This window comes from Glycomyces mayteni, assembly GCF_042428885.1.
GTDB classification, from domain to species: domain Bacteria; phylum Actinomycetota; class Actinomycetes; order Mycobacteriales; family Micromonosporaceae; genus Glycomyces; species Glycomyces mayteni.
Window position 1 is genome coordinate 284,762 of record NZ_JBHMBP010000004.1, and the last position, 24,334, is coordinate 309,095.

General features: G+C 70.5%; 24 protein-coding genes and 1 tRNA gene. 5 read left to right on the plus strand and 20 right to left on the minus strand.

Going from position 1 to position 24,334, the window contains the following annotated elements:
- The first annotated feature begins 86 nt into the window (after positions 1–86).
- Positions 87–347, plus strand: coding sequence for a hypothetical protein (locus tag ACFFXY_RS16580; protein WP_382352803.1), 261 nt, complete (start codon positions 87–89; stop codon positions 345–347).
- A 120-nt stretch (positions 348–467) separates the two neighbouring features.
- On the opposite strand, the gene ACFFXY_RS16585 is transcribed toward ACFFXY_RS16580, so the two are convergent.
- Both ACFFXY_RS16585 and ACFFXY_RS16590 read right to left on the minus strand, forming a co-directional pair.
- Positions 468–1,073 carry a lytic polysaccharide monooxygenase auxiliary activity family 9 protein gene (locus ACFFXY_RS16585; RefSeq protein WP_382355462.1) on the minus strand — a complete coding sequence of 202 codons (606 nt, stop codon included), beginning with the start codon at positions 1,071–1,073 and terminating at the stop codon, positions 468–470.
- A gap of 255 nt (positions 1,074–1,328) precedes the next feature.
- Complete coding sequence (locus ACFFXY_RS16590) at positions 1,329–2,390, minus strand: GNAT family N-acetyltransferase (RefSeq protein WP_382352806.1); 1,062 nt, start codon at positions 2,388–2,390, stop codon at positions 1,329–1,331.
- Between the two features lie 31 nt (positions 2,391–2,421).
- Here ACFFXY_RS16590 and ACFFXY_RS16595 point away from each other — a divergent pair, with 31 nt between their 5' ends.
- Positions 2,422–2,904: a MarR family winged helix-turn-helix transcriptional regulator gene (locus ACFFXY_RS16595; RefSeq protein WP_382352808.1), complete on the plus strand. Its 483-nt coding sequence runs from the start codon at positions 2,422–2,424 to the stop codon at positions 2,902–2,904.
- A 265-nt stretch (positions 2,905–3,169) separates the two neighbouring features.
- Here ACFFXY_RS16595 and ACFFXY_RS16600 read toward each other — a convergent pair whose 3' ends face one another.
- The 6 genes from ACFFXY_RS16600 to ACFFXY_RS16625 form a co-directional block, all read right to left on the minus strand.
- Positions 3,170–3,493, minus strand: a complete 324-nt coding sequence (locus ACFFXY_RS16600) for a hypothetical protein (RefSeq protein ID WP_382352811.1) — start codon at positions 3,491–3,493, stop codon at positions 3,170–3,172.
- Complete coding sequence (locus ACFFXY_RS16605; RefSeq protein ID WP_382352814.1) at positions 3,486–3,806, minus strand: hypothetical protein; 321 nt, start codon at positions 3,804–3,806, stop codon at positions 3,486–3,488. The genes ACFFXY_RS16600 and ACFFXY_RS16605 overlap by 8 nt, the downstream gene beginning before the upstream one ends.
- A gap of 172 nt (positions 3,807–3,978) precedes the next feature.
- A complete protein-coding gene (locus ACFFXY_RS16610; RefSeq protein WP_382352817.1) occupies positions 3,979–4,254 on the minus strand; it encodes a DUF397 domain-containing protein in 276 nt (91 codons plus the stop codon).
- Positions 4,254–4,445, minus strand: a complete 192-nt coding sequence (locus ACFFXY_RS16615) for a DUF397 domain-containing protein (RefSeq protein ID WP_382352820.1) — start codon at positions 4,443–4,445, stop codon at positions 4,254–4,256. Before ACFFXY_RS16615 ends, ACFFXY_RS16610 begins: the two co-directional genes overlap by 1 nt.
- A complete protein-coding gene (locus ACFFXY_RS16620; protein ID WP_382352823.1) occupies positions 4,442–5,290 on the minus strand; it encodes a Scr1 family TA system antitoxin-like transcriptional regulator in 849 nt (282 codons plus the stop codon). The genes ACFFXY_RS16615 and ACFFXY_RS16620 overlap by 4 nt, the downstream gene beginning before the upstream one ends.
- Positions 5,291–5,492: 202 nt before the next feature.
- The gene (locus ACFFXY_RS16625; protein ID WP_382352826.1) at positions 5,493–8,006 is read right to left on the minus strand and encodes a tetratricopeptide repeat protein; all 2,514 of its coding nucleotides are present in this window, start codon (positions 8,004–8,006) and stop codon (positions 5,493–5,495) included.
- Between the two features lie 155 nt (positions 8,007–8,161).
- Here ACFFXY_RS16625 and ACFFXY_RS16630 point away from each other — a divergent pair, with 155 nt between their 5' ends.
- On the plus strand, positions 8,162–9,433 hold the full coding sequence (locus ACFFXY_RS16630; RefSeq protein WP_382352829.1) for an MFS transporter: 1,272 nt from the start codon (positions 8,162–8,164) through the stop codon (positions 9,431–9,433).
- Positions 9,434–9,867: 434 nt separating this feature from the next.
- Here the strand turns inward: ACFFXY_RS16630 and ACFFXY_RS16635 are convergent, their stop codons facing one another.
- The 4 genes from ACFFXY_RS16635 to ACFFXY_RS16650 all read right to left on the minus strand — a co-directional run bounded on the left by ACFFXY_RS16635 (position 9,868) and on the right by ACFFXY_RS16650 (position 14,866).
- Complete coding sequence (locus tag ACFFXY_RS16635; protein ID WP_382352832.1) at positions 9,868–10,671, minus strand: hypothetical protein; 804 nt, start codon at positions 10,669–10,671, stop codon at positions 9,868–9,870.
- A gap of 2 nt (positions 10,672–10,673) precedes the next feature.
- Complete coding sequence (locus ACFFXY_RS16640; protein WP_382352835.1) at positions 10,674–12,008, minus strand: hypothetical protein; 1,335 nt, start codon at positions 12,006–12,008, stop codon at positions 10,674–10,676.
- Positions 12,009–12,078: 70 nt separating this feature from the next.
- Entirely contained in the window at positions 12,079–14,334 is a 2,256-nt protein-coding gene (locus tag ACFFXY_RS16645) for a hypothetical protein (protein WP_382352838.1), read from the minus strand.
- Between the two features lie 447 nt (positions 14,335–14,781).
- Positions 14,782–14,866, minus strand: a tRNA-Leu gene (locus ACFFXY_RS16650).
- A 158-nt stretch (positions 14,867–15,024) separates the two neighbouring features.
- On the opposite strand from ACFFXY_RS16650, the gene ACFFXY_RS16655 reads away from it, so the two are divergent.
- Positions 15,025–16,038, plus strand: coding sequence for a phosphotransferase (locus ACFFXY_RS16655; protein WP_335987525.1), 1,014 nt, complete (start codon positions 15,025–15,027; stop codon positions 16,036–16,038).
- A gap of 58 nt (positions 16,039–16,096) precedes the next feature.
- The gene (locus ACFFXY_RS16660; RefSeq protein WP_382352841.1) at positions 16,097–17,194 is read left to right on the plus strand and encodes a C45 family autoproteolytic acyltransferase/hydrolase; all 1,098 of its coding nucleotides are present in this window, start codon (positions 16,097–16,099) and stop codon (positions 17,192–17,194) included.
- Here the strand turns inward: ACFFXY_RS16660 and ACFFXY_RS16665 are convergent.
- From ACFFXY_RS16665 to ACFFXY_RS16700, 8 genes are all read right to left on the minus strand, one after another.
- Positions 17,191–18,015, minus strand: coding sequence for a TrmH family RNA methyltransferase (locus ACFFXY_RS16665; protein WP_382352844.1), 825 nt, complete (start codon positions 18,013–18,015; stop codon positions 17,191–17,193). The two genes, ACFFXY_RS16660 and ACFFXY_RS16665, sit on opposite strands and share 4 nt — an antisense overlap.
- Positions 18,016–18,068: 53 nt before the next feature.
- On the minus strand, positions 18,069–19,103 hold the full coding sequence (locus tag ACFFXY_RS16670) for an SPFH domain-containing protein (protein ID WP_382352847.1): 1,035 nt from the start codon (positions 19,101–19,103) through the stop codon (positions 18,069–18,071).
- A gap of 38 nt (positions 19,104–19,141) precedes the next feature.
- Positions 19,142–19,621, minus strand: coding sequence for an NfeD family protein (locus ACFFXY_RS16675; RefSeq protein ID WP_382352850.1), 480 nt, complete (start codon positions 19,619–19,621; stop codon positions 19,142–19,144).
- A 107-nt stretch (positions 19,622–19,728) separates the two neighbouring features.
- A complete protein-coding gene (locus ACFFXY_RS16680; protein ID WP_382352853.1) occupies positions 19,729–20,784 on the minus strand; it encodes a ferrochelatase in 1,056 nt (351 codons plus the stop codon).
- Positions 20,785–20,794: 10 nt separating this feature from the next.
- The gene (gene fabI / locus ACFFXY_RS16685) at positions 20,795–21,592 is read right to left on the minus strand and encodes an enoyl-ACP reductase FabI (RefSeq protein ID WP_382352856.1); all 798 of its coding nucleotides are present in this window, start codon (positions 21,590–21,592) and stop codon (positions 20,795–20,797) included.
- Positions 21,593–21,636: 44 nt separating this feature from the next.
- On the minus strand, positions 21,637–22,341 hold the full coding sequence (locus ACFFXY_RS16690; RefSeq protein ID WP_359951357.1) for a beta-ketoacyl-ACP reductase: 705 nt from the start codon (positions 22,339–22,341) through the stop codon (positions 21,637–21,639).
- A 101-nt stretch (positions 22,342–22,442) separates the two neighbouring features.
- A complete protein-coding gene (locus ACFFXY_RS16695) occupies positions 22,443–23,393 on the minus strand; it encodes a VWA domain-containing protein (protein WP_382352859.1) in 951 nt (316 codons plus the stop codon).
- 25 nt (positions 23,394–23,418) lie between these two features.
- Positions 23,419–24,309 carry a DUF58 domain-containing protein gene (locus ACFFXY_RS16700; protein ID WP_382355465.1) on the minus strand — a complete coding sequence of 297 codons (891 nt, stop codon included), beginning with the start codon at positions 24,307–24,309 and terminating at the stop codon, positions 23,419–23,421.
- Between the last annotated feature and the right edge of the window lie 25 nt (positions 24,310–24,334).

Here is a 24,334-nt window from a genome sequence, read left to right on the forward strand (position 1 = left end):
CGACACCATCGACGCACCCGCCTCACAGCGACCCGGCGTTCGACCACTGCCACTGGGCGCGAACGCAACTCGCCTAGGATGCCCCTGTGGACCCGATCGACTCTCAGATTCATCGCGCGATATCCCGGTCAAGCGCCACCGAGCTCCTCCTCACCATCGCCGCAGGCACGGTGCTCCTCACCGGACTCGCATCTGGCGCCGTCATCGGGGGGCATGCACTGGCCTGGATGTTCGGTGCTTCAGTCGCCGTCGCGGGGGTCCTCCTCGGCATCGCCGCCCACCTGGGCATCAACCGCGCACGGCTGCTGCTCGCCTGGCAGCAGCGTGCAGGGGCCACCGGCCGCTGACCGCCGCAGCCGATCCACGATCGTGCCCACGCGCCGCGGCATCGACGCGCCCCGGCCCGACCGCTCGCCGCGGTCGGACCGGGGATGAGGGGACCGGGCCTCCAGGGTCCGACCTGCGCGCTACGCGCCGCCGAACGTGACGTCGGAGCAGGAGTAGAAGGTCTGGTCGAAGTGGCTGGCCTGCCAGACGACGTACACGATGTGGTGCCCGGTCCTGCCGGGCGCGCTTACCTGGATGTCGACCGGCGCGCCCGGTTCGTAGACCCCGGTCTCGACGACGCGTTCGAGGTCGCCCCAGTCGAGCGCGTCGGTCGTGGCGTCATACCCCTGCTTGGTGACGTACACCCAGTAGTAGTCGGCGCCGTGCCGCGCCTGGTCCTCGTAGTGGAGGGTGAAGTCGTTGCCGAGCGCGGTGGTGTGCCAGTCGCCCGGCTGGTCGAGCGACGCGTACTCGGGGTTGGCGCCGGAGCAGAGCTGGTTGTCGGGGATGCGCTGCTCGTGCTGTCCCTGCATGCCCTCGCGGAGCAGGCTCATCCAGCTCCACATGGTGTTGGGGTTGGCCTGGAACGCCTGGTAGCACATGGGGTCCTCAGTGGCCATGTCCGGATTCATGTGGTCGCTGCCCCAGCGCTCCCAGCAGGAGTACTGGCGCGCGGCCGGCGAGGTCGCGGTGCCGTGGGCGCCGGCGCCCTGGGCGGTGAAGCACAGCACCGCGGCGCTGGCCATGACCACCGCTGCGAGCCTGAGGAGGAGCCGGCGGAGGCGAGGTGTTCTCGATCTGAGCATGGTATCGCTCCCAGTCGTCGAAGACATTGACAAATGCAAATATTATCGACATATGCTCACAATGTAAATACGCGCAGAGCCAAAAGTGGGAGCGATGACCCCGACAGCTCATCGGTGGCGCCGGACATGGCGGCCGCACGGCCCCGGCGATCCAGCGCCGGGGCCGCCGCCTTCCCAGGGCCGCACCTGGCGCCGTCAGCGAGCCAGGTCCTTGACAAGGGTCGTGACGCCGTCGCCGTGGGCGGTCGGGAGGTAGCCCCGGTTCTTGTAGAAGTCGATGTTCCGCAGACTCTTCGCGCCGGTGTGGAGCAGGAGGCGGTCGCAGCCGGGGGCGGCGGCGGACTCGGCGAGGTCGAGGAGCCATCCGCCCAGCCCATGCCCGCGCAGGTCAGGAGCGACGGCGAGGCGGCCGATCTCCCAGGCGGTGCCCGAGCGGCGGGTGCGGACCATGCCGAGGAGCCGGCCGTCGAGCAGCAGTCCGGTGGCGTCCCACTCGCCGAGCCAGGACCGGACGTCCGCAAGGGACTCATGGAGCGCGGGGATGTCCAAGGTGGCGTTGACGATCGCCTCCTCGGTCCAGCAGCACCGCTGGAGCACCGTGACCTCGGCGGCGTCCTCGGGCGTCAGGGTCCTGGCGTAGGACCCGAGAACGGGGCCCGGAACCGCTTCGGGGCGGGCGCGTTCCCGCATGGGCCGCAACGCGTTCGCGAGCCGGACCAGCTCGTCGAGCATGGAGGCCGCCGCGCCGTCGCGGCGAATCTCGGGGCGGAGCACACCGTGTTCGACGGCGTCGCCGATGCGGATCGCCACGGTGGCGCCGAGCGGGACCAGGCGGAGGGTCGTGACCACCTGCTTGGCGTGCTGCACCGAGCGCGTGCCCGCCGAGGTGTTCCCGTAGCTGACGAAGCCGATGGGCTTCCAGGCCCATTCGGCGCTCAGGTAGTCGAGGGCGTTCTTCAGCGACCCCGGCATGCCGTAGTTGTACTCGGGCGTCACCGCGATGAAGCCGTCGGCCGCGTCGACCAGGGCGCTCCAGCGGCGCGTGTGCTCGTGCCGGTAGACGCCCGATGAGGGGTGCTCCTCCTCGTCCAGGAACGGCAGGCCGAGGTCGGCGAGCGAGACCGGGACGAGCTCCACGCCGAGGTCATCGGCGGGCCCGGCGAGGGCGTCCTCCAGCCACCGGGCGACCGCGGGCCCGAGGGCCCCGGGCCGGGTGCTGGAGGTGATGACGAGGACGCGGAGTTTTCTCGTTGACATGGAAACGAACTGTACCTGCTATGTTGATTACATGTCAACGAGTTATCCGGCGAAGGCCGTACGCTGGCTCGACGCCGACGAGGAGCGCGCCTGGCGAGCCTTCCGGCAGGTCATGACCGCCGTCCAGTCGGGTACCGCGCGCGACCTGGCCGCGATCGGGCTCTCCGAGGCCGACTACGAAGTCCTGAGCACCCTCTCCGAACGCCCCGAGCACACCAGCACGCTGGGCGAGCAGGCCCGGAAAATGGGCTGGTCACGCAGCCGCCTGTCCCGCCACGCCAGCCGCATGGAATCGCGCGGCCTCCTGCGCCGCGACCCCGACCCCGCGGACGGCCGGGGCTGCCTCCTCACACTCACCGACCAGGGCATGACCACCCTCACCGACGCCGCCCCCGCCCACCTCGCATCGGTACGCCACCACTTCATCGACCGCCTCGACCCTGCCGACCTCACCGCCCTCGAACGCATCGCCGAACACGTCGCAAGGCAACCACCGACCGACGACCCCCACTGAACCGCAACGCACCCAGTTGGCAGACGATGCCGTTGCACCAAAGCCAGGATCGCCGACCTCACACTCTGTCCATAAAGGGCTTCTATTGGCGGCCCCGGCGGGAAATCCGGCCGTGGGAGGGGTCGGGCGGCCTTCCACCAAAGGTCGCCCGACCCCGTTTCGGGTGCGGTGGTGTCGCGAGAAGCGAAGACGGCCACCGCATCCCGATCGGTTCCGCGCCGGTCTGTCGTTCAGGCGCCCGGCTGCGGAACTTCAAGGGTGAAGGTCAGGTGGTGTCGGGTGCGGCGATCAGGATCATGCACTTGTCCATGAGCCAGGGGCACCACGGGTCACCGGACCAGGCCGGGGCCCACTCGGGCACGTCCTCGGAGTCGTCGGTGAAACGGCAGCATTCGCGCGGACCGGCCCCGTCCTCGACGTCGAGAAGATAATCGACGATCTTCTGAGCGCGGCCGGGGTCCGAGCCCAAGCGGTAGAGCGTGAAGACCGCCGGGCCGCGGTGAAAGTCACCCAGGTAGCCATCGATGCCGGGCTTGCCGTCTGAACGAAGGTTGTATTTACCGCCCCCTGATGCGTTCGGTTCAGTCATCGCCGGGCACCGCCCGGGCCGCAGCGAGGTCGCCACGGTAGAAGACGCGGAACGCCTGCTCTTCGAGCCAGATCTTCGATTGTGGTTTGAGGCCCCGCCAGAAAGCGCCCCAAGTCGCTTTCAGGTCCCCGGAGCCCAGGCCGGAGACCACCAGGACGACGTCGTCGCCACGCGGGCCGGTCAGGACTTGGAACGAGTCCGGTGCGACCGGCCCGGAGGCGCGGACGGTGTAGTCGCGGTACTGGTCGCTGAAGGTCCCCCGATTGAGCGCGTCGGGATCGGGACACCCGACGGCGGTATGTCTGCTGCTCATGCCAATGAGCTTATGAGCTGCGCAAACACAGGCACCAGCATTGATTCTGGCGGGCGTGCCAGGCCCACCCGCGGCGACCGCGTCTCAGCGACGGACATGCGGACCGGACAAGAAAGACGCGCCGTGGTGTCCCATCGGCGCGTCCTCAAGCGTCAGTTAGAGCAGCTCGGAGCTATTCGAGGCTGCCTCGCTCCACGTCAGCGGCGAGCACGGCGAGGTCGAGTTCGCCGTCGCGAACCCCGCCGACGAACGCCTCCCATTCGCCTGGGGTGTAGATCAGGATCGTCCCGCTCGGGTCATCCACGCGGCGCATGGCGACCAGGCCGTTGTCGGCGAACCCGAGCTCCAGTTCACCCGGTTCCCCGTCGGCGGCGTCGGGGCGGACCCACCTAGCAGCGGCAGCGTCGAACTGGCCCTTGAGCGGGTGTTCCCTGACCGAACCGGACATCAGCCGTGGTCTTTCACCCAGGCCAGCAGGCCCGTGTAAGTGGCGGGGGTGATGGAAAGGATCGGGCGGTCCTCGGGGAGCTTCGAGTCCGAGACCTGCGGGGCACCGTCGCTCAGCCGCACTTCGACGCAGCTGTTGTCCTGGTTGGCGCCGCTGCGGCTGGACTTGCGCCAGGGACCAGTGGTGCTCATGTGAAGAACTCCTCCGCGGTGATCGACTCGGCCGACGCGAGCTTGAACGCGTCTGTGAAGAACTTACCCTGCGAAGTGCTCGCGTCCACGAATCCCCCACCGCGCGGGGACTCGACGTTGATAACTGGCGGCTGGTCGCCGTCGTACTCGAAGAGGTTCAACTGCCACGGCAGCAAGTCATAGCGCCCCAAGGAAAGCGGCATGATCCGAACATCAGCAAACGGAAGCGCGGCGATCTGTTTGATGTCCGCGAGAATCACGTCTCGGTCGGGTCCGAGACCCATGGTCAGAGCGGCCTCGCCGATGAGGAGTAGCGCATCGCGCCCAGACTCAATCCAACGCTCACGGCGCTCCATCCGGAACTCCAAGCCCTCATCCCAGTCGACTTCCCAACGAATCGGCACCTTCGTGGTTGCGCGAATCATCCGGTAGTACGCCTCGCTGTGGATGAGCGAGGGGATCGCGAGCGGCGAGTGGTAGCAAAGGAAAGTGGCGGCGTCTTCGCACTGCTGGAGGAACCAGCCGCGGTCGTTGGCGGCGTTGCTGTAGACCGAGCACCAGTCGCCAGCACGGGCGGCTTCGGCCAGTCGGGCGATGTGGTCAACCTTCTGGTGCGGGGTCTCGTAGAACCGCAGCAGCTCCAGGACCGTGCCGACTCTGACGCCGCGATAGGACCCAGACTCCAAGCGGCCCAGCGTCTTCGCCGAGCAGATGTTGGTCGGGACCTCGTTCTTCCGGTAGCCCGTCGGCCTCCCGTGTCGGCGCCGGACACGTTCGGCTTCGAGCTGGCGCCCCAGTTCCTGCACCGGCGGCGGGACCTTGGCCGGGTCTTCGATGTCGGTCATGACAAAGGATTCTAGAGACCGTCACCGACCGATTACAAGCCTTACATGCAGGAACTCCCCTGCACGCCAATCGAAACGGCCATGGCGACCAGACAATGCCATGGGACAAATATTGCAGTCCTTGGTGTCCCATCCTGATGTCCAGACAACGTCGGGTTTCCGCTGACAGCGTGCAACCTGGTTCGTCGCTAACGAAACCGCTTCAGAGGTCGGCGAGTCTGCGGCGGAGGTCGTCGGCGCCGGTGTGGCCGATGTCGGTGAGGATTTCCAGCGCCTGCTGCAGCGCCTCGCGGGCGGCGTCGGGGTCTCCGGCCGAGAGGTGGAGTTCGCCGAGGGACGAGAGCACCTCGCCCTCTCCTCGGCGCGAGCCGGCTTCGCGAACGCGTGCCAGGGCCAGGTGGTAATAGGAGCGTGCGCGTTCGTACCGGCCGAGGCGATGATGGATGAAGCCGAGACTGTCCGATACGGCGGCTTCGAGGTGGGGTCGGAGGTCGGAATCGACCGCTTGGCAGGCGTCGAGTGCCCGTTCGCAGTATTCGATCGCCTCCTTGTACTCGCCGAGCTGCGCGTGGTACCAGCCGACCGCGTTCAGCGCACGGGCCACGCCGATGCGGCTGCCCTGCGCAGTGGAGAGCTCCAGAAACCGCCGGGAGTGTTCAAGCGCTGCGTCGTGATGTCCTTGCAGCGCGGCCAGATTGGCAAGGCCATGGTGAGCGGCCGCCTGTGCGATACGGTCCTCGGTCGCGATGGCGAGCCGCAGCGCCTGGGTCAAGTGCGCGTGGCTGTCCTCGAAACGCCCGAGCCCGGTATAGCTCCAGGCCAGGACCCGATGAGAGTGGACCTGCGCGGCCGAATCGCCGATCCGCTCCGCGGCGCCCAGGGCGGCGAGCTGGAGGACGACCTGGTCGCGCATGTGGCCGCGGACGTAGTAGAAGCCTGAGAGCGCCCAGCCGGACTGCCAGACTTGGACGTCGAGTTCGCCTTCCGGTTGGCGGAGCACGGCGGCGGCCATGCCCGCATGCTCCGCTTGGAACCAGGCTCGCGCTGCCTCCCGCTCGGTGAGGGATTCGGGGACGGTGCCGGGGCTCGGTTCTCCCAGCGGGATGGCGAGCTCGTCGATGCTCGGCCGGATCATCGCGGCCGCGGGGCAGGCGGTGTGCGTGTAATGGTCCAGCAGCCGCTGTATGGCGTTGCGGCGCTCAGCGTCTGAGTCGGTGCGCTCGGCCAGCGCGGTGGCGTGTTCCCGGAGGAGGTCGTGGAGGGAGTAGCGGCCTTCGGCGCTTCGAGTGAGCAGGCTGGCCCGGGTCAGTTCCATCAGGGCGGTGGCGGTGTCGTCGGTGCTCATGCCGGTGAGGCTGGTCGCCAGTGCCGGGGACAGGTCGAGACCTGGGTGGAGGCCGAGGAGGCGGTAGGTGCGCTGTGCCGGGATGGAGAGGTGGCGGTAGGACCGGTCGAAGACTGCGGCGACTGAAGTGGACGGGTCGGTGGGGCCGACGTTCAAGCGGCTGAGGCGGTTTTCGGTGAGCATGCGGGCGTAGTCGCCGATAGAGGTGGTCCGTGAGTGGTGGGTTCGGTGGTTCGCGGCCGCGATGTGGAGGGCGAGGGGCAGGCGGCCGCAAGCGTCGGCGAAGGCCGCTATCTCGTCTGCTTCGGCGTCTTTGGCGGTCGGCCGTCCCAGGAGGCCGCGCAGGAGTGAGGCGGCTTCGGCGCCGGGGAGGGTGTCCAGGGGCAGGTGGACGGTGCCGTGGTGGGTGGCGCGCAGTCCTTCGAGTCGGCTGCGGCTGGTGATGAGGACCAGGCAGTTCGGCTCGGTGGGTATGAGCGGGCGGATCTGCGGGTCGGCGTGGGCGTTGTCCAGCACGATCAGCATTCGCGTGCCTCGCAGTGCCTCCTGGTAGCGCGCGGCCAGTGCGTCGGGGTCGTCCGGCACGGTCTTCGGGTCGACGCCCAGTTGCTCAAGCAGGCCGGCGAGCGCTTGGTGCGGGTCGGTCGGGGGCAGGTCGGCGTAGCCGTTGAGGTTGACGTACAGGCAGCCGTCAACGAAGCGCGCTTTGGCCGCCCGGCTGCGCGCCCAGTGCACCGCGAGCGCAGTCTTGCCGACGCCGCCGATACCGGTGAGCGCGGCAACGACCACCGACCGGCCGCGGCGGTGCTCGCGCAGCAGGCGGTCGAGGCGCCGCAGCTCTTGATTGCGGCCGGTGAATGCCTGGTCGTCGGCCGGGAGTGCGCGAGAGGCCCAGTCGGCGACGGGCTTCTCGGCGCTGAGTGAGGTGCCGGTGAGGCGGCGGCGGACTTCGTCGAGCTCGACGCGCTCACGCAGGCTCAGGCCCAGGCGCGGGTTGCTGAGGAGCTGGTCGAAGCGGTCGGGTGCATCGCCGGTCGGAGGCTTGGGGAGGTACTCGCCGCGGATCCAGTAGTAGATCGTCACCCGGCTGACGTTCTCGGTGGTCTCGGCGATCTGCCTTACGCTGCACCCGGAGTCGGCGATGCGGGCGCGCAGCCAGGCTCCGAACTTGGCCGGGGTGTCGAGGTGGGCGAACCCGCCGCCCTCGTCGCCGGGCCGGTGGCCGGAGAGCCAGGACCGGACGGTCCCCTCGCTCACACCGAGCTCGTCGGCCACTTCGGCGACGGTCTGGCCGCTGTCGGAGAGGTGCACGGCCAGCCAGGAGGAGAGCTTCGCGATGGCGTTGCCGGATCGGCGGGGTTCGGGATTCACGGGCCTCCGCTGGCGGGGTCGGCGGACGGGCGAGTTCAAGATAGTGCAGCAGAAGCTTGCCGTCAACGTCCGCATCGGATGCAATGGCGTCGTCCGTCACCGTTCCTCGCCGACGGTCCACCCGTCCCGGCTTCGGGTCGACACCTAGGAGACGCATGTCAGAGCAGGCAGCCCGATTCCGCGACGTGTTCGCCATCGGCGAGTTCCGGGTGCTCTGGATCGCTCAGGCGCAGTCGCGCATCGGCGACCAGCTCGCTCGGGTCGCCCTGTCGCTGCTGGTGTTCGAACAGACCTCGTCGGCGGCGCTCACCACGCTGGTATACGCCTCGACCTACCTGCCGCCACTGCTCACCGCACCCCTGCTCGCGGGCCTGGCGGACCGGTACTCACGCCGCACCGTCATGTGGACTGTGGACGTGCTGCGGGCGGTGCTCATCGGGCTCATGGCGATCCCGGCCATGCCGCTGCCGGTGCTCGGCCTCCTCGTGGTGGCCGTCGCCTGCCCCGAGCCGCTGTTCTCCTCCGCCCGCATCGCGACCCTCCCCAAGGTCCTGCCCGGCGGTCGCTACCAGGTCGGCATGGGCATCACCGGCGCCACGGACGGCATCGCGCAGATCGCCGGGTTCGCCCTGGGCGGGGTCGTCGTGGCCGCCACCGGCAGCCCGCACCTGGTCCTGGCCGCCAACGCGTTCACGTTCCTGGTCTCGGCCGCGCTCGTACGATGGGGTCTGCGCCCGCACCTGCCCGAGTCCAGCGGGAGCAATGGAACCAGCGCCTCCAAGGGCCGGTTCGCCCTCGCCGGAGTCCGGCTCGTGGCCAGGAACCGGAGCCTGCTGGGCCTGGCCGCGCTCGCCTGGACGTTCGGGTTCTACGTCGTCCCCGAGTCGCTCGCAGCCCCCTACGTCGCCGAGATCGGCGCGGGTGCGTCCGCAGTCGGCCTGCTCATGGCGGCCGACGTCGCCGGGATGGCGATCGGCGGACTCCTGGTGGCCCGCCTGGGCACCGACGCGCGGCGGCGGCTGACGGTGCCGCTCGCCTTCGCTGCCGGGCTCCCGCTCGTCGTGACGTTCGCCGAGCCGGGCGTCTGGGTCGCGGTCGTGCTGTGGGCGATCTCCGGCTTGTGTTCGAGCTTCGTCGTCATCGCCGAGGTCAGGTTCGTGCTCCAGGTGCCCGATGAGATCCGCGCCCGTGCCATCGGCTTCGCCGCTGCCGGCCTCCAGACCGCCCAGGGGTTGGGGATGGCGCTCGCCGGCGTTCTCGCCGAAGCGTTCTCCCCGGCCGCCTCGATCGCGTTGTGCGGTGCGGCCGGCTCGGTCGTCGCACTCACTATCGGCCTCGTTTTCAGGCTCGCCGCAGCGGACGAGCCGCAAGTCTCCGAGCGGTCGGCGCTTCCCGCCGTGGACCGCTCGGAACCGGTCAGGACATGAGCGACACACGAGAGGAGGGAACACGATGAACCACATGCAGAAGGACACGAGCTGGGGCAAGGACACCAGCTGGGGTAAGGACACCACCTGGCCCACCCCCTAAGGGCGACTGCCGTCGGGCCCGTGCCGAGAATCCGGCACGGGCCCGACACTGTCTCAAGCCGACCGACAATCCGTGACACCCGGTAGACCGAGGACGGCGGATCCGCCGTCCTCGAACCCGACTTCGATTCGGAGCGGACCGGCGGTGCCGGCGAAGCTCCTCAGCCGTTCGGCTCACCGCCGCGCCAACCCCCAGGCCCTCGCGCGGCTGATCGCCGCCGCGAGCACCGAAGTGGCGGTAGTGGACGCATCGTATCCTCTACCGCCTGAGCCGATTCCGCCGAGCGGACAGGGTTGACCAGCGAGTCGCCGCCCAGACGCCGGTCGGATCCTCAACCGCGGCGGGGCGGTTCCGCGATCTCGATCTCGGGGCCCGCGACACCGGCGAAGACCGGGGTCCGCAGGACCGGCCCGGTCGTCTCGTCCTCCGCGGTCGCGGGGATCGCGTCGGGCGAGGCGTCATGGACGACGGGCAGTCGCCTCCAGCGCAGCACCGTGCGGAGCTGGCCCGCCGTGTGCCGGACCGCAGGGTCGGCGGCGGGCCGCATGGCGGCTTCGAGCGCCCGGGTCTCCTGCGGCGGGCGCATGTGCCGAGAGCGCAGCTCGGCGAGTTCGATGACGGTCTCGCGCCGACCGGACGCCGAGAACAGCACCAGCACCGGCCGGTAGCTGCCGACCTTCTCGCGCGCCTCGGCGCTGCCCGGCCTCGATCCGGGCACCTTGTCCAACCGCACTTCCGAGCGGGCCCGGGCCAGGTCGTAGACCTTGGCGGAGCGGCGCCCCGGCGTGACCACTGTCAGCTCGGAGCCGTTGAGGTAGAGCAGCTCCCCCGCACCCGCTCGCAGCGCGTACCCGAACCCGAGCGGGCCGACCAGGAACACCAGTCCGAACAGGACGCCCGTCGCCTCGTACGTCAGGCCGGTCCCGCCGGAGCGGCGGGCGGTGGAGCTGTGGTAGCTCGTCCAGTCGAATCCGCCGTTCGCGGTCGCCAGGACCACCGATGCCGCGATCAGCACGATCCCGAGGCAGGCGCCGATGATCCGCATCCGGGTCACGAGCACCGCCGTGCGCTCGGGGTCGAGGACGGCGCCGAGACGCGACACCATGCGCTGACCGCTGAACTGCTTCTCGGACATCGTCAAACCGCCAGGCCGCGGACGCGGCGCTTGGGTTTGCCGTTGCCGTCGCGCGGCACGTGAGGCAGGAGGGGCCAGCGCTCCATGAGCGCGTTGCGGAGTGCGCGCCCGCGCGCTCCGGCGATGCCGGTGCCGACCGTGGCCGCGACGAGCAGGCCCGCCGAGACGAGCACCGCGGCGGCGGACTCGGTGCGGTAGAGGGCGAAGAACTCCTGCGAGCCCAGGCCGAAGCCGCGGCCGAGCAGGTAGGCGGCGGTGCCGAACACCAGGCCGACCCCGGACGCCACGCCGGCGACGCGCGCCAGGGGGTGGGTGCGCCGCCCCGCGTGGTACTCCAGCAGGCCCTTGTCGGGACTAGCAGACCGGGGATCGTCCAGGGCCGCATACAGGTCGGCGCGTTCGGCGCCCCGCTGCCTCCAGTCGATGAGGACCCCGGCCACCGCCAGCAGCGCGGCCACGGGGAGCAGGGCCGCGAAGATCCAGAAACCGCCCGAGATGACGAACTCGACGGGCGGCGCGTAGTGGACCTGCTCGCATTCGGCTCCAGCCCTCGGAGCCGACCCGCAGCGCAACCCCAGCGACACCGTCAGCGCAGCGAAGCCGACGACGCACAGCAGCGCCCCGCCGTGCATGAAGCCCTCGGCCTTCGAGAACGTCAGCCTGGCGCCGCGGCGCCTGCCTCCGGACTTGGCCCGCTTCCACGCCTCGGTCTCGTCACCTGACTTCCAGTGCGCGGCGATCAATGCGCGGCGGCGCCGGTGGACCCGCGGAAGCCATGTCCGGCAGGCGTATCCGACCAGGCCCATGAGCGCCGCGTAGCCCAGGCACGCCCAGGTGACGTTCCAGCCATCGGGATCGCTGTCGGCCAGCACCACGAGCAGTGCGATCAGCCCGAGCCCGCCGACGCACCCGGCGTTCCACCACGCGAAGTACCTGAGCGTGCGCGCCGGCTCGTTGACGACCGACGCGACCTGGTCGGGCGAGGGCACGGCCTGGCGCGACGCACCCCGCTCCGCGGCCCTGACGAGCGCCCTGGACGTGGTCGCCTCCTGCAAGAACGTCGCGACCGCCCACGCCAGGGAGGCGACCATCGCCAGCCCGAGGAGGAGCCCGGCGCTCATGCGACTGAGGTCGTCCACGGCCGATTCGAGGCCGGGATCGCCGAGCAGATGCTCCTCGGCGAGGATCCCCGCACCCATGAGCAGCACGAAGGCGGCCGCCAGGCCGATCAGGAACGACAACAGCGACCGGACGCACGCCCGCACGGCCTCGCCCGCCACCCCGACCGGGTACTCATGCCAGTGCCAGCCGGTCGACCGGCCGTCCTCATCGTTCACGCAGATCCCTTCAGCGTTCCGGCGCTCACCGCATCCTAGAAAGCCGCCGCAACCGTCACAAGACGGGCGGCTACCGGCTCGCCATCTCGCGGCGGACCTGCTCGACCTGGTCCCGCACGTACTCCTGGAGCGGCGCGTCGTCCCGCTTGTGGGCGTTGCGGCTCAGGATCTCCAGCTGCTCCAGGGCGCCCGCGAAGTCGCGGAGCCGCCGGTGGCAGTCGACGAGCAATGCGCGATTCGCGTCGGCCGCCGACGGGTCCTCAAGCCTGTCGTGGTCCCGGAGTTCGTCGAGGAGGTCGGCACGGGCCTCCGCGGCGTCGACCGCGTCGTCCAGGCGACCGGCGGCGAGGTACCCCTGCGCGAGCCAGTGCCAGTGCATGGCGGGCACCCCGCTGGAGCGCTCCGCGGCGATCCACTCCTCCAACGCCAGCACGGCCTCCGCCGCCCGGCCCTCGCCGATCAGGCCCCGGGCCTGCGCGTAGCCGAAGCCGACCCGCACCGCTGCTGTTGTGCCCGAATCGAATCCGGCGGTGCGCTCGTCGACCTCCCGGCGGTAGGCGGCTCCGGTGCCCGCCTCGGCGTGGGCCGCCTCAAGGCAGGAGAACGCGCGGACCGCCTGGGCGGGCCAGTCCGCGTCCAGTGCGGCGTCGCGCATCGCCTCCGCCAGGGCGACGACTTCATCAAGGGGCGCCTGCCGCTTCTGCGCCCGGTGCACCCGGTGCCCCGCGACGAGGGCGACGACGTAGGGGTCGCTGGATTCGGCGGCGTCCTCGGCGGCGCGGGCCAGCGCGCGGTCGACCTCGTCGGAGTCCAGTCCGGTCATCACGTTGGCGTACGCGAACTCCGCGCGGGCGACCGCCGCCGGTTCGGGCAGCTTGCGCAGCATGTCGCGCATGCCGGTGACCACGGGCACCGCGTCGTCGAGCCTGCCGTTGTCGGCCATCCACACCGCGGCGTCGCACAGGCACAGCGCCATGCGGACCCAGTCCTCGTCGTCCTGGTACTGACCGGCCGCCTCATAGAGCGCGGAGCCCTCATCGGGCCCGCCGTCCAGTCGCGCCAGCAGGTGCGCGCGGCGGGCGGCCAGGTGCGCGGGCGGCTGTCCGAGCGCCCGGAGGTGGTCGCGGGCCGCGGTGCGCCGCCCGCGGTCGAGGTGCCGCTCGGCCCGGGACAGCACCTCCTCGGGCGGCAGGTCCGCGGGGATGCCGTAGGTGAACGGGAGGCTCGCGGCGCTCACGCGGACCGGTGCGACCGGGCCGGCGGCGAGGCGGGCGCGGACCCGGTCGGTGTGGGCCGTGGTGGCGTCACGCTCGTCGAACCGCGCCGCGAGGTCGAGTGCGGTGCCGCGCATGCGCCCAAGCATCTGCACGGCGTCGACGTACTCGTCCTCGCCCTGCTTCGCCCAGCCGACGGGCTCGTCGCCGCGCCCGGCCTCGACCATCTGCCGCATCAGGACCGCGACGGCGGCGGCGAAGTCCATCTTCCCGGTGGGCCGGTTCAGGGTCGGGAAGCCCCACATCATCATGCTGACCCGCTCCAGGCCCGCGTCGAGGTTCCCGGTGAGCGCGCAGAACTCGATGAGCTTGCCGCTGTACTCGTAGCGGTACACGTCGCGGTCGATGCCGCGGCGGGCGAGCCGGAACGACCGCCGGGCCTCGGCGTGCAGGCCCATGCGCGCCAACGGCAGGAGCATGTCGATGTGCACCGGCACCGGGGGCTCGTCGAAGGTCCGGTCCCCGGCCAGTACCGGCGCGGCCAGCGCGTACGCCGCCGCGTCGTCTCCGCGGGCGGTGAGCCGACTGACTTGCAGGGCGAAGTCCCACATGTCCGTCGGGTCCGGTCCGCCCGCGGCCGTCCAGCGCTCGAAGTACTCCTGCTCCTGGTCCCAGTCCGCGGCGCGGTGCGCCACGGAGCGGCGGGTCGCGTACACCTCGCGGAGGTCCCGGCCCGCGGTCCGGAAGCGCCGTTCGACGTCGTCGAGCGCCGCGTAGATCCGGGGCAGGCCGATGGCCGGGAACTCGGCCATCGACGTGATGATCCAGCAGTACCAGGAATGCAGCGCGGCCTCGTCGTCCGGACCGAGCTCGTGGCCGCGCGCGTCGTGCTCGGCGAGGCAGCGGGCGAACAGGGGGAAGGCCCGGTCCCATTGCCGGCCTACGCTGTACGCGTTCGCCAGCGCGTGCCGTGCGGCGAAGGCGAGCCGGGGGAACCCCCCGGCGTCGGCGGCGTCGACCAAGTCCTCCAGCCGCGCCTGCTGGATGTCGTTGTCCGCCAGCTTCTCCGCCGCTTCCAGTGCGGCCCACAGGTGCGGTTCGTGGTGGCTCATGGGTCTCCTGCCGATCGACTCCCGCGGCATCGTACGGCAGGGCCGCCACCACCCCCGCCCCTCAGCGGCGCGGCCCCGCCGGGACGTTCACAGGCGTCGTCTCGTCTCGGCGAACAGCAGCCAGCCGAGGTAGCCGCCGCCGATGATGACGGTGATCAGCCGGAGACCTGACGATCGCGCTCATGGCCGGTGCTCATCCCAGTGCGGGAAGCCACCGACACGCCTTCACAAGGCCCGGCTGCACTGCCGGCCGCAAACAACCACCATTGTCAAGGGCGGGATACCCAATACTGCCGGTTCCCCGCCCAATCTTCTGAAGCGATGGCGCCCGGCAGCCCGAATGGCTGTCTTTTTGGCTGCAGACCTGGCCCTGAAGCAGCGGATCAAGCGGCCGCCCCAGTACGTCAAAGACAGCAAAAAGGCCCTGTCACCAGGGCCTTTGTAGTGTGCGCGAGGGGGGACTTGAACCCCCACGTCCATAATAGGACACTAGCACCTCAAGCTAGCGCGTCTGCCATTCCGCCACCCGCGCGTGCACACTGAAGAGTGTATATGGAGTTTGTTTTGGCTGCCAGGTGGGCCTTTTGGCTTGCCCCGGCACGAGACGAAACTTTACACGACGGTTTTGGGGGTTGCGCAAGGGGGGTTCGCGGTCGGGGTGGGGGGCGGGCGGCGGCTACGCTTGGGGGTATGACCGTGACCGCGCCAAGACTCCCCGACGCGGCGCTGGCGCATTGGGATCTGGGGCAGATCTACCAGATGCAGCGGGTGCAGACCGGGTTGATGAACCGGTCTTGGCGCGTGGACGCGTCGAGCGGGTCGTACCTGCTCAAGCTGTTCAGGGACGTCACGGGGCCTGAGCTTCAGTTCCAGTTCCATGTGTTGCAGACGCTGGGGGGCAACGGCGTCCCGGTGGTGCTGCCGGTGCTGAGCCGGGACGGGCGGACCACCATTTTCCTGGAGGGCGAGGAGTTCGGCGTCTTCCCGTGGGTCGGGGGGCGGCACCGGAGCGGGTTGTCGATGTCACGGGACGCCTGCCGGGACCTGGGCTCGGTGATTGGAAGACTGCACCGGACGCTGCATGCTTCGATCCCGGCGGATCGGGCTCCCAAGGTCGAGAACCCGCCGACGACGGAGGCCGCCTTGCAGAAGGTCGACCGGCTGTTGGAGCTGGTCGCGGCCGGGCGCGGGGATAAGACCGGGTTCGAGGCGACCGCGGAGCAGACGCTGCGGTTGAAGCGGGGGCTGCTGGTGCGGCTCGGGGACCGGCGGCCGCCGGACCTGGCGCCGCAGTACACGGGGTACACCCACGGGGACCTGCATCCGCACAACGTGCTGCACGGACCTGACGACCGGATCTCGGCAATTCTCGACTGGGACCGTCTGACCGTGTCGTCCTATGCGCGGGAGATGGCCCGCGCCGCGGTGTTCTACTTCACGTACGGCGATGAGCGGGGTCTCGACTGCGATCGGATCCGGGCGTTCGCCGGGGGATATCGAAGCGTGTTCGACGTCGGCGAGCCCGAGATCGGACTGGCCACGCACCAGCTCTGGTGGGACCGGCTGACCGACAACTGGGTCATCGAGTGGCATTACGTGCGCCACAACTCCGCCTGCGACCACCTGCTGCCCGGCCAGACGGGGCTGGTGAAGTGGTGGACCATCCACTACTCGCAGGTCGAGCAGTCGCTCATGGGCCGCTGAGGTCCGCGGCCGAAATTCGCGGTGGCGGGGCGATATCGCTTCTGTCACAATGGCTCGCATGACTGAACTGCCCCTCATCCACCTCCAGGGAAGTCCCTACCGCCAGGGCGTGCAGCAAGGCGAGCAGCTCAGGGAGCAGATCGCGGCGAACGTGGCCGTCTACCGGTCGCGGATGCTCACCTCCGGGCTCCCGGAGGACTCGCTCGCCGAGCGGTCGCAGCACTACCTCGGGATCTTCACCAAGGAGGACTCGCAGTACCGCGCGATCATGGACGGGATCGCCGACGGGTCCGGGCAGAACATCCTGGACATCGCGCTGCTGAACGCCCGGTATGAGCTTCTTTACAGCGCCTGGAGCGAGTTCGGGCGGCCCACGGTCGACAGCATTCGGTCGGAGTGCACGTCGTTCGGTGGGTCGGACGGGGTCTTCGCCGCGGGCGGAACGCACATCGGGCAGAACTGGGACTGGTTCACCGGCGTCGAGGGCGCGCTGCTCCAGTGGAAGCACGGCGAGACGACCGTGGTCGGATTCACCGAAGCGGGCGTCGCCGGGACCAAGATCGGGATCAACTCGGCCGGGATCGGCCTGTGCGTGAACGGGCTCGGGGCGAGCGTCGATGACTGGAAGATCGACTCCGTCCCGTTCCACCTCCGGACGTGGCGGATCTTGCAGTCGAGCACGCTCGCTGAGGCCGTCGGGCATGCGGTCGCCCCTCGTCCCGCCTGTTCGGCCAACTTCTTCGTCGGGAGCGCTTCGTCCGGGGTCGCGACGGTGGAGACGTCGCCGCTCGGGTCGCGCGTGATCTACCAGGACGGGACCACTCCCCTGGTGCACGCCAACCACTTCCGCGATCCCGAGGCGCTCGGGGTGTACCAGAGCTGGCTGGAGACCGGCCGGGTCTCCACGTACCACCGGTGCGACCGCATGGAGCACCTGCTGGCCAAGGAGACCCCCGTCAGCACCGAGCACCTCCACGCGGCCATGCGGGACCACGACGGCGGGCCGCTGGGCCTGTGCCGCCACCCCGTCGAGAGCGACCCGGAGGAGCTGCGGACGCACACCGCGCTCGCCGCGCACCTGGAGCTGGACGAGCTGAAGTTCTCCTACACGTGGGGCCCGCCCTGCGAGTCGGAGTTCACCACGGTCAGCCTCTAGCGGGGCGTCGGCTGCGACAGCTCCCAGCAGGCCACGGCGGTCGCCGCGGCCACGTTCAGGGAGTCGACGCCCGCGTGCATGGGGATCACCACGGTCCGGTCGCAGGCGTCGAGCGCGGCCCCGGTGAGGCCGGGGCCCTCGGCGCCGAAGAGGAGCGCCGGGCGTTCGCGCTCGGCGGCGGTGACCTGGCCGATGTCGATCGCGCCGCGCGAGGGGCTGAGGCCGTGGAGCGTGAACCCGGCCTCGCGGACCTGGGCGAGGCCAGCGGGCCATTCGTCGAGGTAGGCATACGGGACCGCGAACACCTCCCCCATCGAGACGCGCACGCTGCGCCGGTACAGCGGGTCGGCGCAGTCGGGGGCGAGGAGGACGCCGTCGAAGCCGAGGCCCGCGGCCACGCGGAAGATCGCGCCGATGTTCGTGTGGTTGTTGATGCCTTCGAGGACGACGAGTCGCCTGACGGACGTCAGCAGTTGCGCCGGTGCAGGCAGTTCCTTGCGGTGGAACGAGGCGAGGGCGCCGCGGTGGACGTGGAAGCCGGTCACGGATTCGAGGACGTCGGGTCCGGCGGCGTAGCAGGGGGCGTCCTCGGCGAGGTGCGCGAGCTGTTCGACGCGCTTGGCGTCGATGAGCATGGAGCGCATGCGGTACCCGGCGCGCAGGGCGCGGCCGATGACCTGGTGGCCTTCGGCGATGAACAGGCCGTGGGGCTGCTCGAAGCGGGTGCGCAGGGCCAGGTCGGTGAGGGCCCGGTAGTCGGCGAGGCGCTCGTCTTCGGGGTCGGAGATGTCGATGGCGGGCACGTGGCCATTGTGCCCCATGGCGTGCGAAACGGCCGGGACCGCCCGTCAGGGGTCCCGGCCGTCACGTGTGCTTACGCCGGCGCGGGCGGGAGTTCGCCGCGGTCCTTGCCTTCGCCGAGGTCCTGGACCTCGCGGGCGGCCTGCTGGGCCGCTTCGAGGGCCTGGAGCGCGGAGTCGTCGAGTTCGAGCGCGCTGGTGTCCACCTCGACCTCTTCCTCCTCGGCCGGGCCGGACTTGTCGCCGCCGCCGAACGCGGTGCCAATGCCGCCGAGGGCCTTGGTGAGCTCGGCGGGGACGACCCAGACCTTGTTGGCGGTGCCCTGGGCGATCGTGGGCAGCGTCTGGAGGTACTGGTAGGTCAGGAGGCGGTCGGTGGGCTTGGCCTTGTGGATGGCCGCGAAGACCGTCTGGATGGCCTTGGCCTCGCCGTCGGCGCGGAGCACGGCGGCGTCGCGCTCGCCCTTGGCGCGGAGGACGGCGGACTGCTGCTCGCCCTCGGCCATGAGGATCGAGGAGCGCTTGGTGCCCTCGGCGTTGAGGATCGCGGCGCGGCGGTCGCGCTCGGCGCGCATCTGCTTCTCCATGGCGTCGCGGATGCTCAACGGCGGCTCGATGGAGCGCAGCTCGACGCGGGTGACCTTGAGGCCCCACTTGTCGGTGGCCTTGTCGAGCTCGGCGGCGAGGCGGGCGTTGATCTCCTCGCGGCTGGTGAGCGTCTTCTCCAGGTCGAGGGAGCCGACGACGTTGCGGAGCGTGGTGGTGGTGAGCTGCTCGACGCCCGCGAGGTAGTCGTCGATGTTGTACACGGCCGCGGTGGGCTGCGTGATGATGTAGTACAGGACGGTGTCGATCTGCACGCCGAGGTTGTCGGCGGTGATCACCGGCTGCGGCGGGAAGTTGACGACGCGCTCGCGGAGGTCCACTTTGGCGCGGACGGAGTCCACGAAGGGGACCAGGAGGCGCGGCCCGGGTTCGAGCGTGCGGCGGTAGCGGCCGAGGCGCTCGATGATGTAGTTCCACTGCTGGGGCACGATCTTGATCGAGCGGAACAGCACGATGATCAGGAAGAACGCGACGATCAGGAGCAGTATGCCTACGGGTTCCATGGTTTCTCAGCCTCCAGTGGTCTGGCGGATCGGGCGGGCTATGGGCACGAGGGTACTGAACGGCCGCCTGTCGGTAACGACTGCTTCCAGACGATGACCGTCGCGCCCTTGATCTCGACGACGGTGACGGTGTCGCCGGGTTCGAGGAGCTGGTCGGGTTCGAGGGGGTAGGCGGTCCAGTTGTCGCCGGCGATCTCGACGAGGCCGCCGGAGAGGTCCACGGTCTCGATCACGCGGGCCTCGGCGCCCTCGATGGCGCGGGTGCCGAACGGGCGGTGCGCCTGGGCGCCGGTGTCCGATTCGAGGGCCTGCCGGAGGAAGGGTCGAAGGCCGAAGATCGAGGCGATGGAGCCGACCCCGAAGAGCACGGCCTGGAGCCAGAGGGGGGCGCCGACGGCGGCCCCGATGCCCGCGAGCACGGCTCCGACGGCGACCATGGCGAGGACCAGGGTGCCGGTGAAGAGTTCGACCGCGCCGAGGATAACGGCGACGATGATCCAGATGAATACGTCGTCCACACGTCAAGCATGTCACGTGGCGGACACCTGCGGGGACTACGGTCCGGGCCCGCGCCCGGCGCGGCTCGCAAAGCGGTGCAAGCGGCTCCGTGCGCGGGCCCGTGTGATCAGCGGCCGCGCTTCTCCGGGGCCGGGGGCCGGCGCGCGGGGCAGCAGCCCTCGACGGTGGGGTCCCAGACGGGGAGCTTGCCCAGGCGGCGGATGGGCGCGCCCTGGACGCGTTCGGCGACGAGGTCGCGGAACATGCCGACGAGGTCGGCGTCCACGGTCGGCGTCCCGGCGCGCAGGTAGCGCAGGCCCAGGTCGGCGGCGGTGTCCTTGGCCTCGTTGTCGAGGTCCCAGAGGACCTCGATGTGGTCCGAGAGGAACCCGACGGGGCTGACGACGACGGTGTCGACCCCTTCGGAGGCGAGGACCTTCAGGTGGTCGTTGACGTCGGGCGCGAGCCACGGCATCGACGGCGGGCCCGAGCGGGACTGCCAGACGACGTCGAAGGGCCCGGTCCATCCGGCGCGCTCGGCGACGAGCGCGGCGGCCTCGGCGACCTGGTCGGAGTAGCGGGCGCCCTCGGGGCCGGAGCACTCCTCCATGACGTCGGGGATGGAGTGCGCGGTGAAGACGACGCGGGTCTTCGACTGGTCCTCGATCTGGTCGAGGGAGCCCTTGAGCTGCCGGGCAAAGCCGCCGACGAACCCGGGGTGGTCGAAGAAGTGGCGGATCTTGTCGATCTGCGGCGCGGTCTCGCCGACGGCGGCGCGGGCGGCGTTGATGTCCTCGACGTACTGGCGGCACGAGGAGTAGGAGCCGTACGCGCTGGTGCACAGGGCGAGGGCCTTCTTGACGCCGTCGCCGGTCATCTGGGTGACGGCGTCGACGAGCATGGGCGGCCAGTTGCGGTTGCCCCAGTAGATCGGCAGGTCGATCCCGCTCTTGCGGAACTCCTGGCGGAGGGCCTCGATGACCTCGCGGCACCACTGGTTGATCGGCGAGATCCCGCCGAAGTGGTAGTAGTGCTCGGCGACCTCGGTGAGGCGCTCGTCGGGGATGCCGCGCCCGCGCGTGACGTTGCGCAGGAAGGGCAGCACGTCGCCGGGGCCCTCGGGGCCGCCGAAGGAGACGAGCAGGACGGCGTCGTAGCCGTCCGTGTTGTCGATGGCTGTCATGGCGACTCCGCTACTGCCCTGTGCTCACGTTTTCGGTGCGCTCGACTCCGACGGCGTGGAACCCGCCGTCGACGTGGACGATCTCGCCGCTGGTGGCCGGGAACAGGTCGGACAGGAGGGCCGCGCAGGCCTTCGCGACGGGCTCGGAGTCGGTGAGGGACCAGCCGAGGGGGGCGCGCTTGGTCCACGCCTCCTCGAAGGCCACGAAGCCGGGGATGGACTTGGCGGCCATGGTGCGCTGCGGGCCGGCGGAGACCAGGTTGACGCGGATGCCCTTGGGGCCCAGGTCGCGCGCGAGGTAGCGGTTGACGGACTCCAGGCCGGCCTTGGCGACGCCCATCCAGTCGTAGACGGGCCACGCCTGCTGCGCGTCGAAGTCGAGGCCGACGATCGCGCCGCCGTGCTCCATGAGCGGCAGGCAGGCGACGGCCAGGGACTTGTACGAGAACGTCGAGACCTCGACGGCCTTGGCGACGTCGGCCCACTCGGTGTTCAGGAAGTTCCCGCCGAGGGCGCCGGGCGGGGCGAAGGCGATGGCGTGGAGGACGCCGTCGAGCCCGTCGACGTGCTCGCGGACCTTGTCGGCGAGCCCGGCGAGCTGCTCGGGGTCGGTCGCGTCGAGCTCGACCACCGGGGCGGGCGTCGGGAGCTTCTTGGCGATGCGCTCGACCAGGGACAGCCGCCCGAAACCGGTGAGGACCACTTCGGCGCCCTGCTCCTGCGCGTACTTGGCCACGCCGAAGCCGAGGGACTGCTCGGTGATGACACCGGTGATCAGCAGCCTCTTGCCGTCCAAGATTCCAGACATGTGTGTTCCTCCGTGCGTTATCGGTGCTTGAAAACTATCCGGGCCTAGTGGCCCATGCCCAGGCCGCCGTCGACGGGGATGACCGCGCCGTTGACGTACGCGGCGCCGTCGCCGGCGAGCCAGGTGACGGCTCCGGCGATCTCCTCGACGGCCCCGAAGCGCTTGGCCGGGATCGAGTCGAGGTAGGCCTTGCGCTGGGCTTCGGGGAGCGCATCGGTCATGTCGGTCTGCACGAAGCCGGGGGCGACGACGTTCGCGGTGATGTTGCGCGAGCCGAGTTCGCGGGTGATGGAGCGGGCGAGGCCGACGAGCCCGGCCTTGGACGCGGCGTAGTTGGTCTGCCCGGCGTTGCCGTAGAGGCCGACGACCGAGGAGATGAAGATCATGCGGCCGAACTTGCCGCGGAGCATCTTCGAGGAGGCGCGCTTGGCGACGCGCCAGGCGCCCTTGAGGTTGGTGTCCACGACGCGCTCGAACTGCTCGTCGCTCATGCGCAGCAGCAGCGTGTCGTCGGTGATCCCGGCGTTGGCGATGAGGACCTCGACGGGGCCGAACTTGTCCTCGACCTCGGTGAACGCGGCGTCGACAGAGGCGGTGTCGGTGATGTCGCACTGGACGCCGAAGAGGCCGTCGGGGGCGCCGGAGCCGCGGTGGGTGACGGCGACGTTGTCGCCCTGGGCGGCGAACGCCTTGGCGATCGCCAGGCCGATTCCGCGGTTGCCTCCGGTGACCAGGACCGTGCGCGCCATTGTCCGAACTCCCTCATGTTCTTTGTACGAAGCCACCGACGATCGTAGCGACGGGCCTCTTCAGCGGCGAAGGGGCCTTCACGGACCGTGTGGTGCCGGACTCAGGTGAGGCGGGAGGTCCACGCCAGGCTCAGCCCGGCCGCGGCGAACAGGAGGATCATCGCGGTGCCGATGAACCACTGCGAAACGTCCTCGGCGATGGTCTGGTAGCCCAGGGACGAGCCCATGTCCTCGTAGACGGCGCGGAGTTGCTCGGCGGTGACGGCCTCGTAGTACTCGCCGCCGGTGGCCTCGGCGAGCCCGGCGAGGGCCTCGCGGTCGACGGGCACCGAGACGATCTCCTGGTCGAGTTCGATGACGCCCTCGTCGGTGCCGAACGCGACGGTGGAGACGGGGATCTCGGCCGCGGCGGCGGCCTCCCCCGCCTCGTCGACGGTGCGCCCGGCGGTGCGGTAGCCGTCGGAGAGCAGGAGGATGCGGGCGGGCGCGAGCTGCCCGGACTCGTCGGTCATGACCTGCTGGACGGCCTGGAGCGACGCGAACACGGCGTCGCCGGTGGCGGTGGCCTCGGCGAGGGTGAGGCCGTTGATCGCGGAGGTGACCTCGGCGCGGTTCTTGGTGGGGGGCACGACGACCGAGGCGTACCCGGCGAAGGACACCAGGCCGACGTTGTACTGCTCGGGCAGTTCGGCGACGAAGTCGGAGGCCGCTGACTTGGCGGCGTCGATGCGGGTCGGGTCGACGTCGGTGGACATCATCGACAGGGACACGTCGATGGCGAGGATGACGGTGGCCCGCTCCTGCGGCTCCTCGACGTCGACCGCGGGGCGGGTCATGCCGCCGACGAGGACGGCCAGCGCGATGACCAGCAGGCCCGCGGGGAGGTGGCGGCGCCAGCCGGGGAGCTTGGGGACGAGTTTCGCCAGGAGCGAGGCGTTGGCGAACCTGACGGCGATCCGCTTGCGGGCGAACTGGGCCCAGACGTACACCGCCGCGAGGACCGCGACGGGGACGAGGGCCAGCAGCCATGCGGGTTCGAGCAGGCGGATCAACGGTTCTCCTTGGCGTAGTTGGCGTTCAGCGGTAGGCGGCGAGGTGGCGGCGTTCGGCGACGAACGCGGCGATGTCGCGCAGCCAGTCGGAGCCGGTGGACAGGCGCAGGTGGGCGGCGCCGCCGGAGCGGATGCCGGCGGCGATGCGGGCGCGCTGCTCGGCGGCGGCCTCGGCGTAGCGGGCGCGGAAGCGGGCGTTGCCGGTCTGGACTTCGACGGTGGCGCCGGTCTCGGGGTCCATGAGGTCGAGGACGCCGACGTCGGGGAGCGCGAGCTCGGCGGGGTCGAGGACTTCGACGCAGAGGACCTGCTGGCGCACGGCGAGGCGGCGCAGCTCGCGGGGCCAGTCGCTCGGGTGCTCTTCGTCTTCGAGGAAGTCGGAGACGACGATGGCGAGGCCGCGGCGGCGGGCGTGGCGCCGGGTCTTGTCGATGAGCTCGGCGAGACCGTGCTCATGCGCGTTCCGGCCTTCGGCCTTCAAGCGGTCGGCTCCCTCGCCGCGCGGGAGGCTTGTGACGGCGCGCAGGAGGGAGCGGGCGCCGCCGCGGCCGGGCCGGGGCGGGATGGCCTTGGCGGGGCCGCCTTCGGTGACGACGGCGCCGATGCGGTTGCCGCCGCGTCCGGCGAGGTAGGAGAAGGCGGCGACGGCGCCTTCGGCGAGTTCGCGCTTGAGCATGCCGACGGTGCCGAAGTCGAGGCTCGGGGAGAGGTCGATCGCGAGCCAGGTCTCCAGTTCGCGGTCGGCGATGGTGGTGCGCACGTGCGGGGTGGTGGTGCGGGCGGTGACGGGCCAGTCCATGCGGCGCACGTCGTCCCCGGCGCGGTACTCGCGGGCCTCGCCGGGCTCGGAGCCGGGTCCGGGGAGCAGGCCCAGGTAGTCGCCGTGCAGGAGCCCGTCGAGGCGGCGGGTGACCATGAGCTGGAGGCGGTCGAGGGCGCGC

What these genes read in the sequence shown, in the direction of transcription:
- ACFFXY_RS16585 (WP_382355462.1), bottom strand. Translation starts at nt 1,073, where the DNA reads ATGGCCAGCGCCGCGGTGCTGTGCTTCACCGCCCAGGGCGCCGGCGCC.
- ACFFXY_RS16590 (WP_382352806.1), bottom strand. Translation starts at nt 2,390, where the DNA reads ATGTCAACGAGAAAACTCCGCGTCCTCGTCATCACCTCCAGCACCCGG.
- ACFFXY_RS16595 (WP_382352808.1), top strand. Translation starts at nt 2,422, where the DNA reads ATGTCAACGAGTTATCCGGCGAAGGCCGTACGCTGGCTCGACGCCGAC.
- ACFFXY_RS16600 (WP_382352811.1), bottom strand. Translation starts at nt 3,493, where the DNA reads ATGACTGAACCGAACGCATCAGGGGGCGGTAAATACAACCTTCGTTCA.
- ACFFXY_RS16605 (WP_382352814.1), bottom strand. Translation starts at nt 3,806, where the DNA reads ATGAGCAGCAGACATACCGCCGTCGGGTGTCCCGATCCCGACGCGCTC.
- ACFFXY_RS16610 (WP_382352817.1), bottom strand. Translation starts at nt 4,254, where the DNA reads ATGTCCGGTTCGGTCAGGGAACACCCGCTCAAGGGCCAGTTCGACGCT.
- ACFFXY_RS16615 (WP_382352820.1), bottom strand. Translation starts at nt 4,445, where the DNA reads ATGAGCACCACTGGTCCCTGGCGCAAGTCCAGCCGCAGCGGCGCCAAC.
- ACFFXY_RS16620 (WP_382352823.1), bottom strand. Translation starts at nt 5,290, where the DNA reads ATGACCGACATCGAAGACCCGGCCAAGGTCCCGCCGCCGGTGCAGGAA.
- ACFFXY_RS16630 (WP_382352829.1), top strand. Translation starts at nt 8,162, where the DNA reads ATGTCAGAGCAGGCAGCCCGATTCCGCGACGTGTTCGCCATCGGCGAG.
- ACFFXY_RS16635 (WP_382352832.1), bottom strand. Translation starts at nt 10,671, where the DNA reads ATGTCCGAGAAGCAGTTCAGCGGTCAGCGCATGGTGTCGCGTCTCGGC.
- ACFFXY_RS16645 (WP_382352838.1), bottom strand. Translation starts at nt 14,334, where the DNA reads ATGAGCCACCACGAACCGCACCTGTGGGCCGCACTGGAAGCGGCGGAG.
- ACFFXY_RS16655 (WP_335987525.1), top strand. Translation starts at nt 15,025, where the DNA reads ATGACCGTGACCGCGCCAAGACTCCCCGACGCGGCGCTGGCGCATTGG.
- ACFFXY_RS16660 (WP_382352841.1), top strand. Translation starts at nt 16,097, where the DNA reads ATGACTGAACTGCCCCTCATCCACCTCCAGGGAAGTCCCTACCGCCAG.
- ACFFXY_RS16665 (WP_382352844.1), bottom strand. Translation starts at nt 18,015, where the DNA reads ATGGGGCACAATGGCCACGTGCCCGCCATCGACATCTCCGACCCCGAA.
- ACFFXY_RS16670 (WP_382352847.1), bottom strand. Translation starts at nt 19,103, where the DNA reads ATGGAACCCGTAGGCATACTGCTCCTGATCGTCGCGTTCTTCCTGATC.
- ACFFXY_RS16680 (WP_382352853.1), bottom strand. Translation starts at nt 20,784, where the DNA reads ATGACAGCCATCGACAACACGGACGGCTACGACGCCGTCCTGCTCGTC.
- fabI (WP_382352856.1), bottom strand. Translation starts at nt 21,592, where the DNA reads ATGTCTGGAATCTTGGACGGCAAGAGGCTGCTGATCACCGGTGTCATC.
- ACFFXY_RS16690 (WP_359951357.1), bottom strand. Translation starts at nt 22,341, where the DNA reads ATGGCGCGCACGGTCCTGGTCACCGGAGGCAACCGCGGAATCGGCCTG.
- ACFFXY_RS16700 (WP_382355465.1), bottom strand. Translation starts at nt 24,309, where the DNA reads ATGGTCACCCGCCGCCTCGACGGGCTCCTGCACGGCGACTACCTGGGC.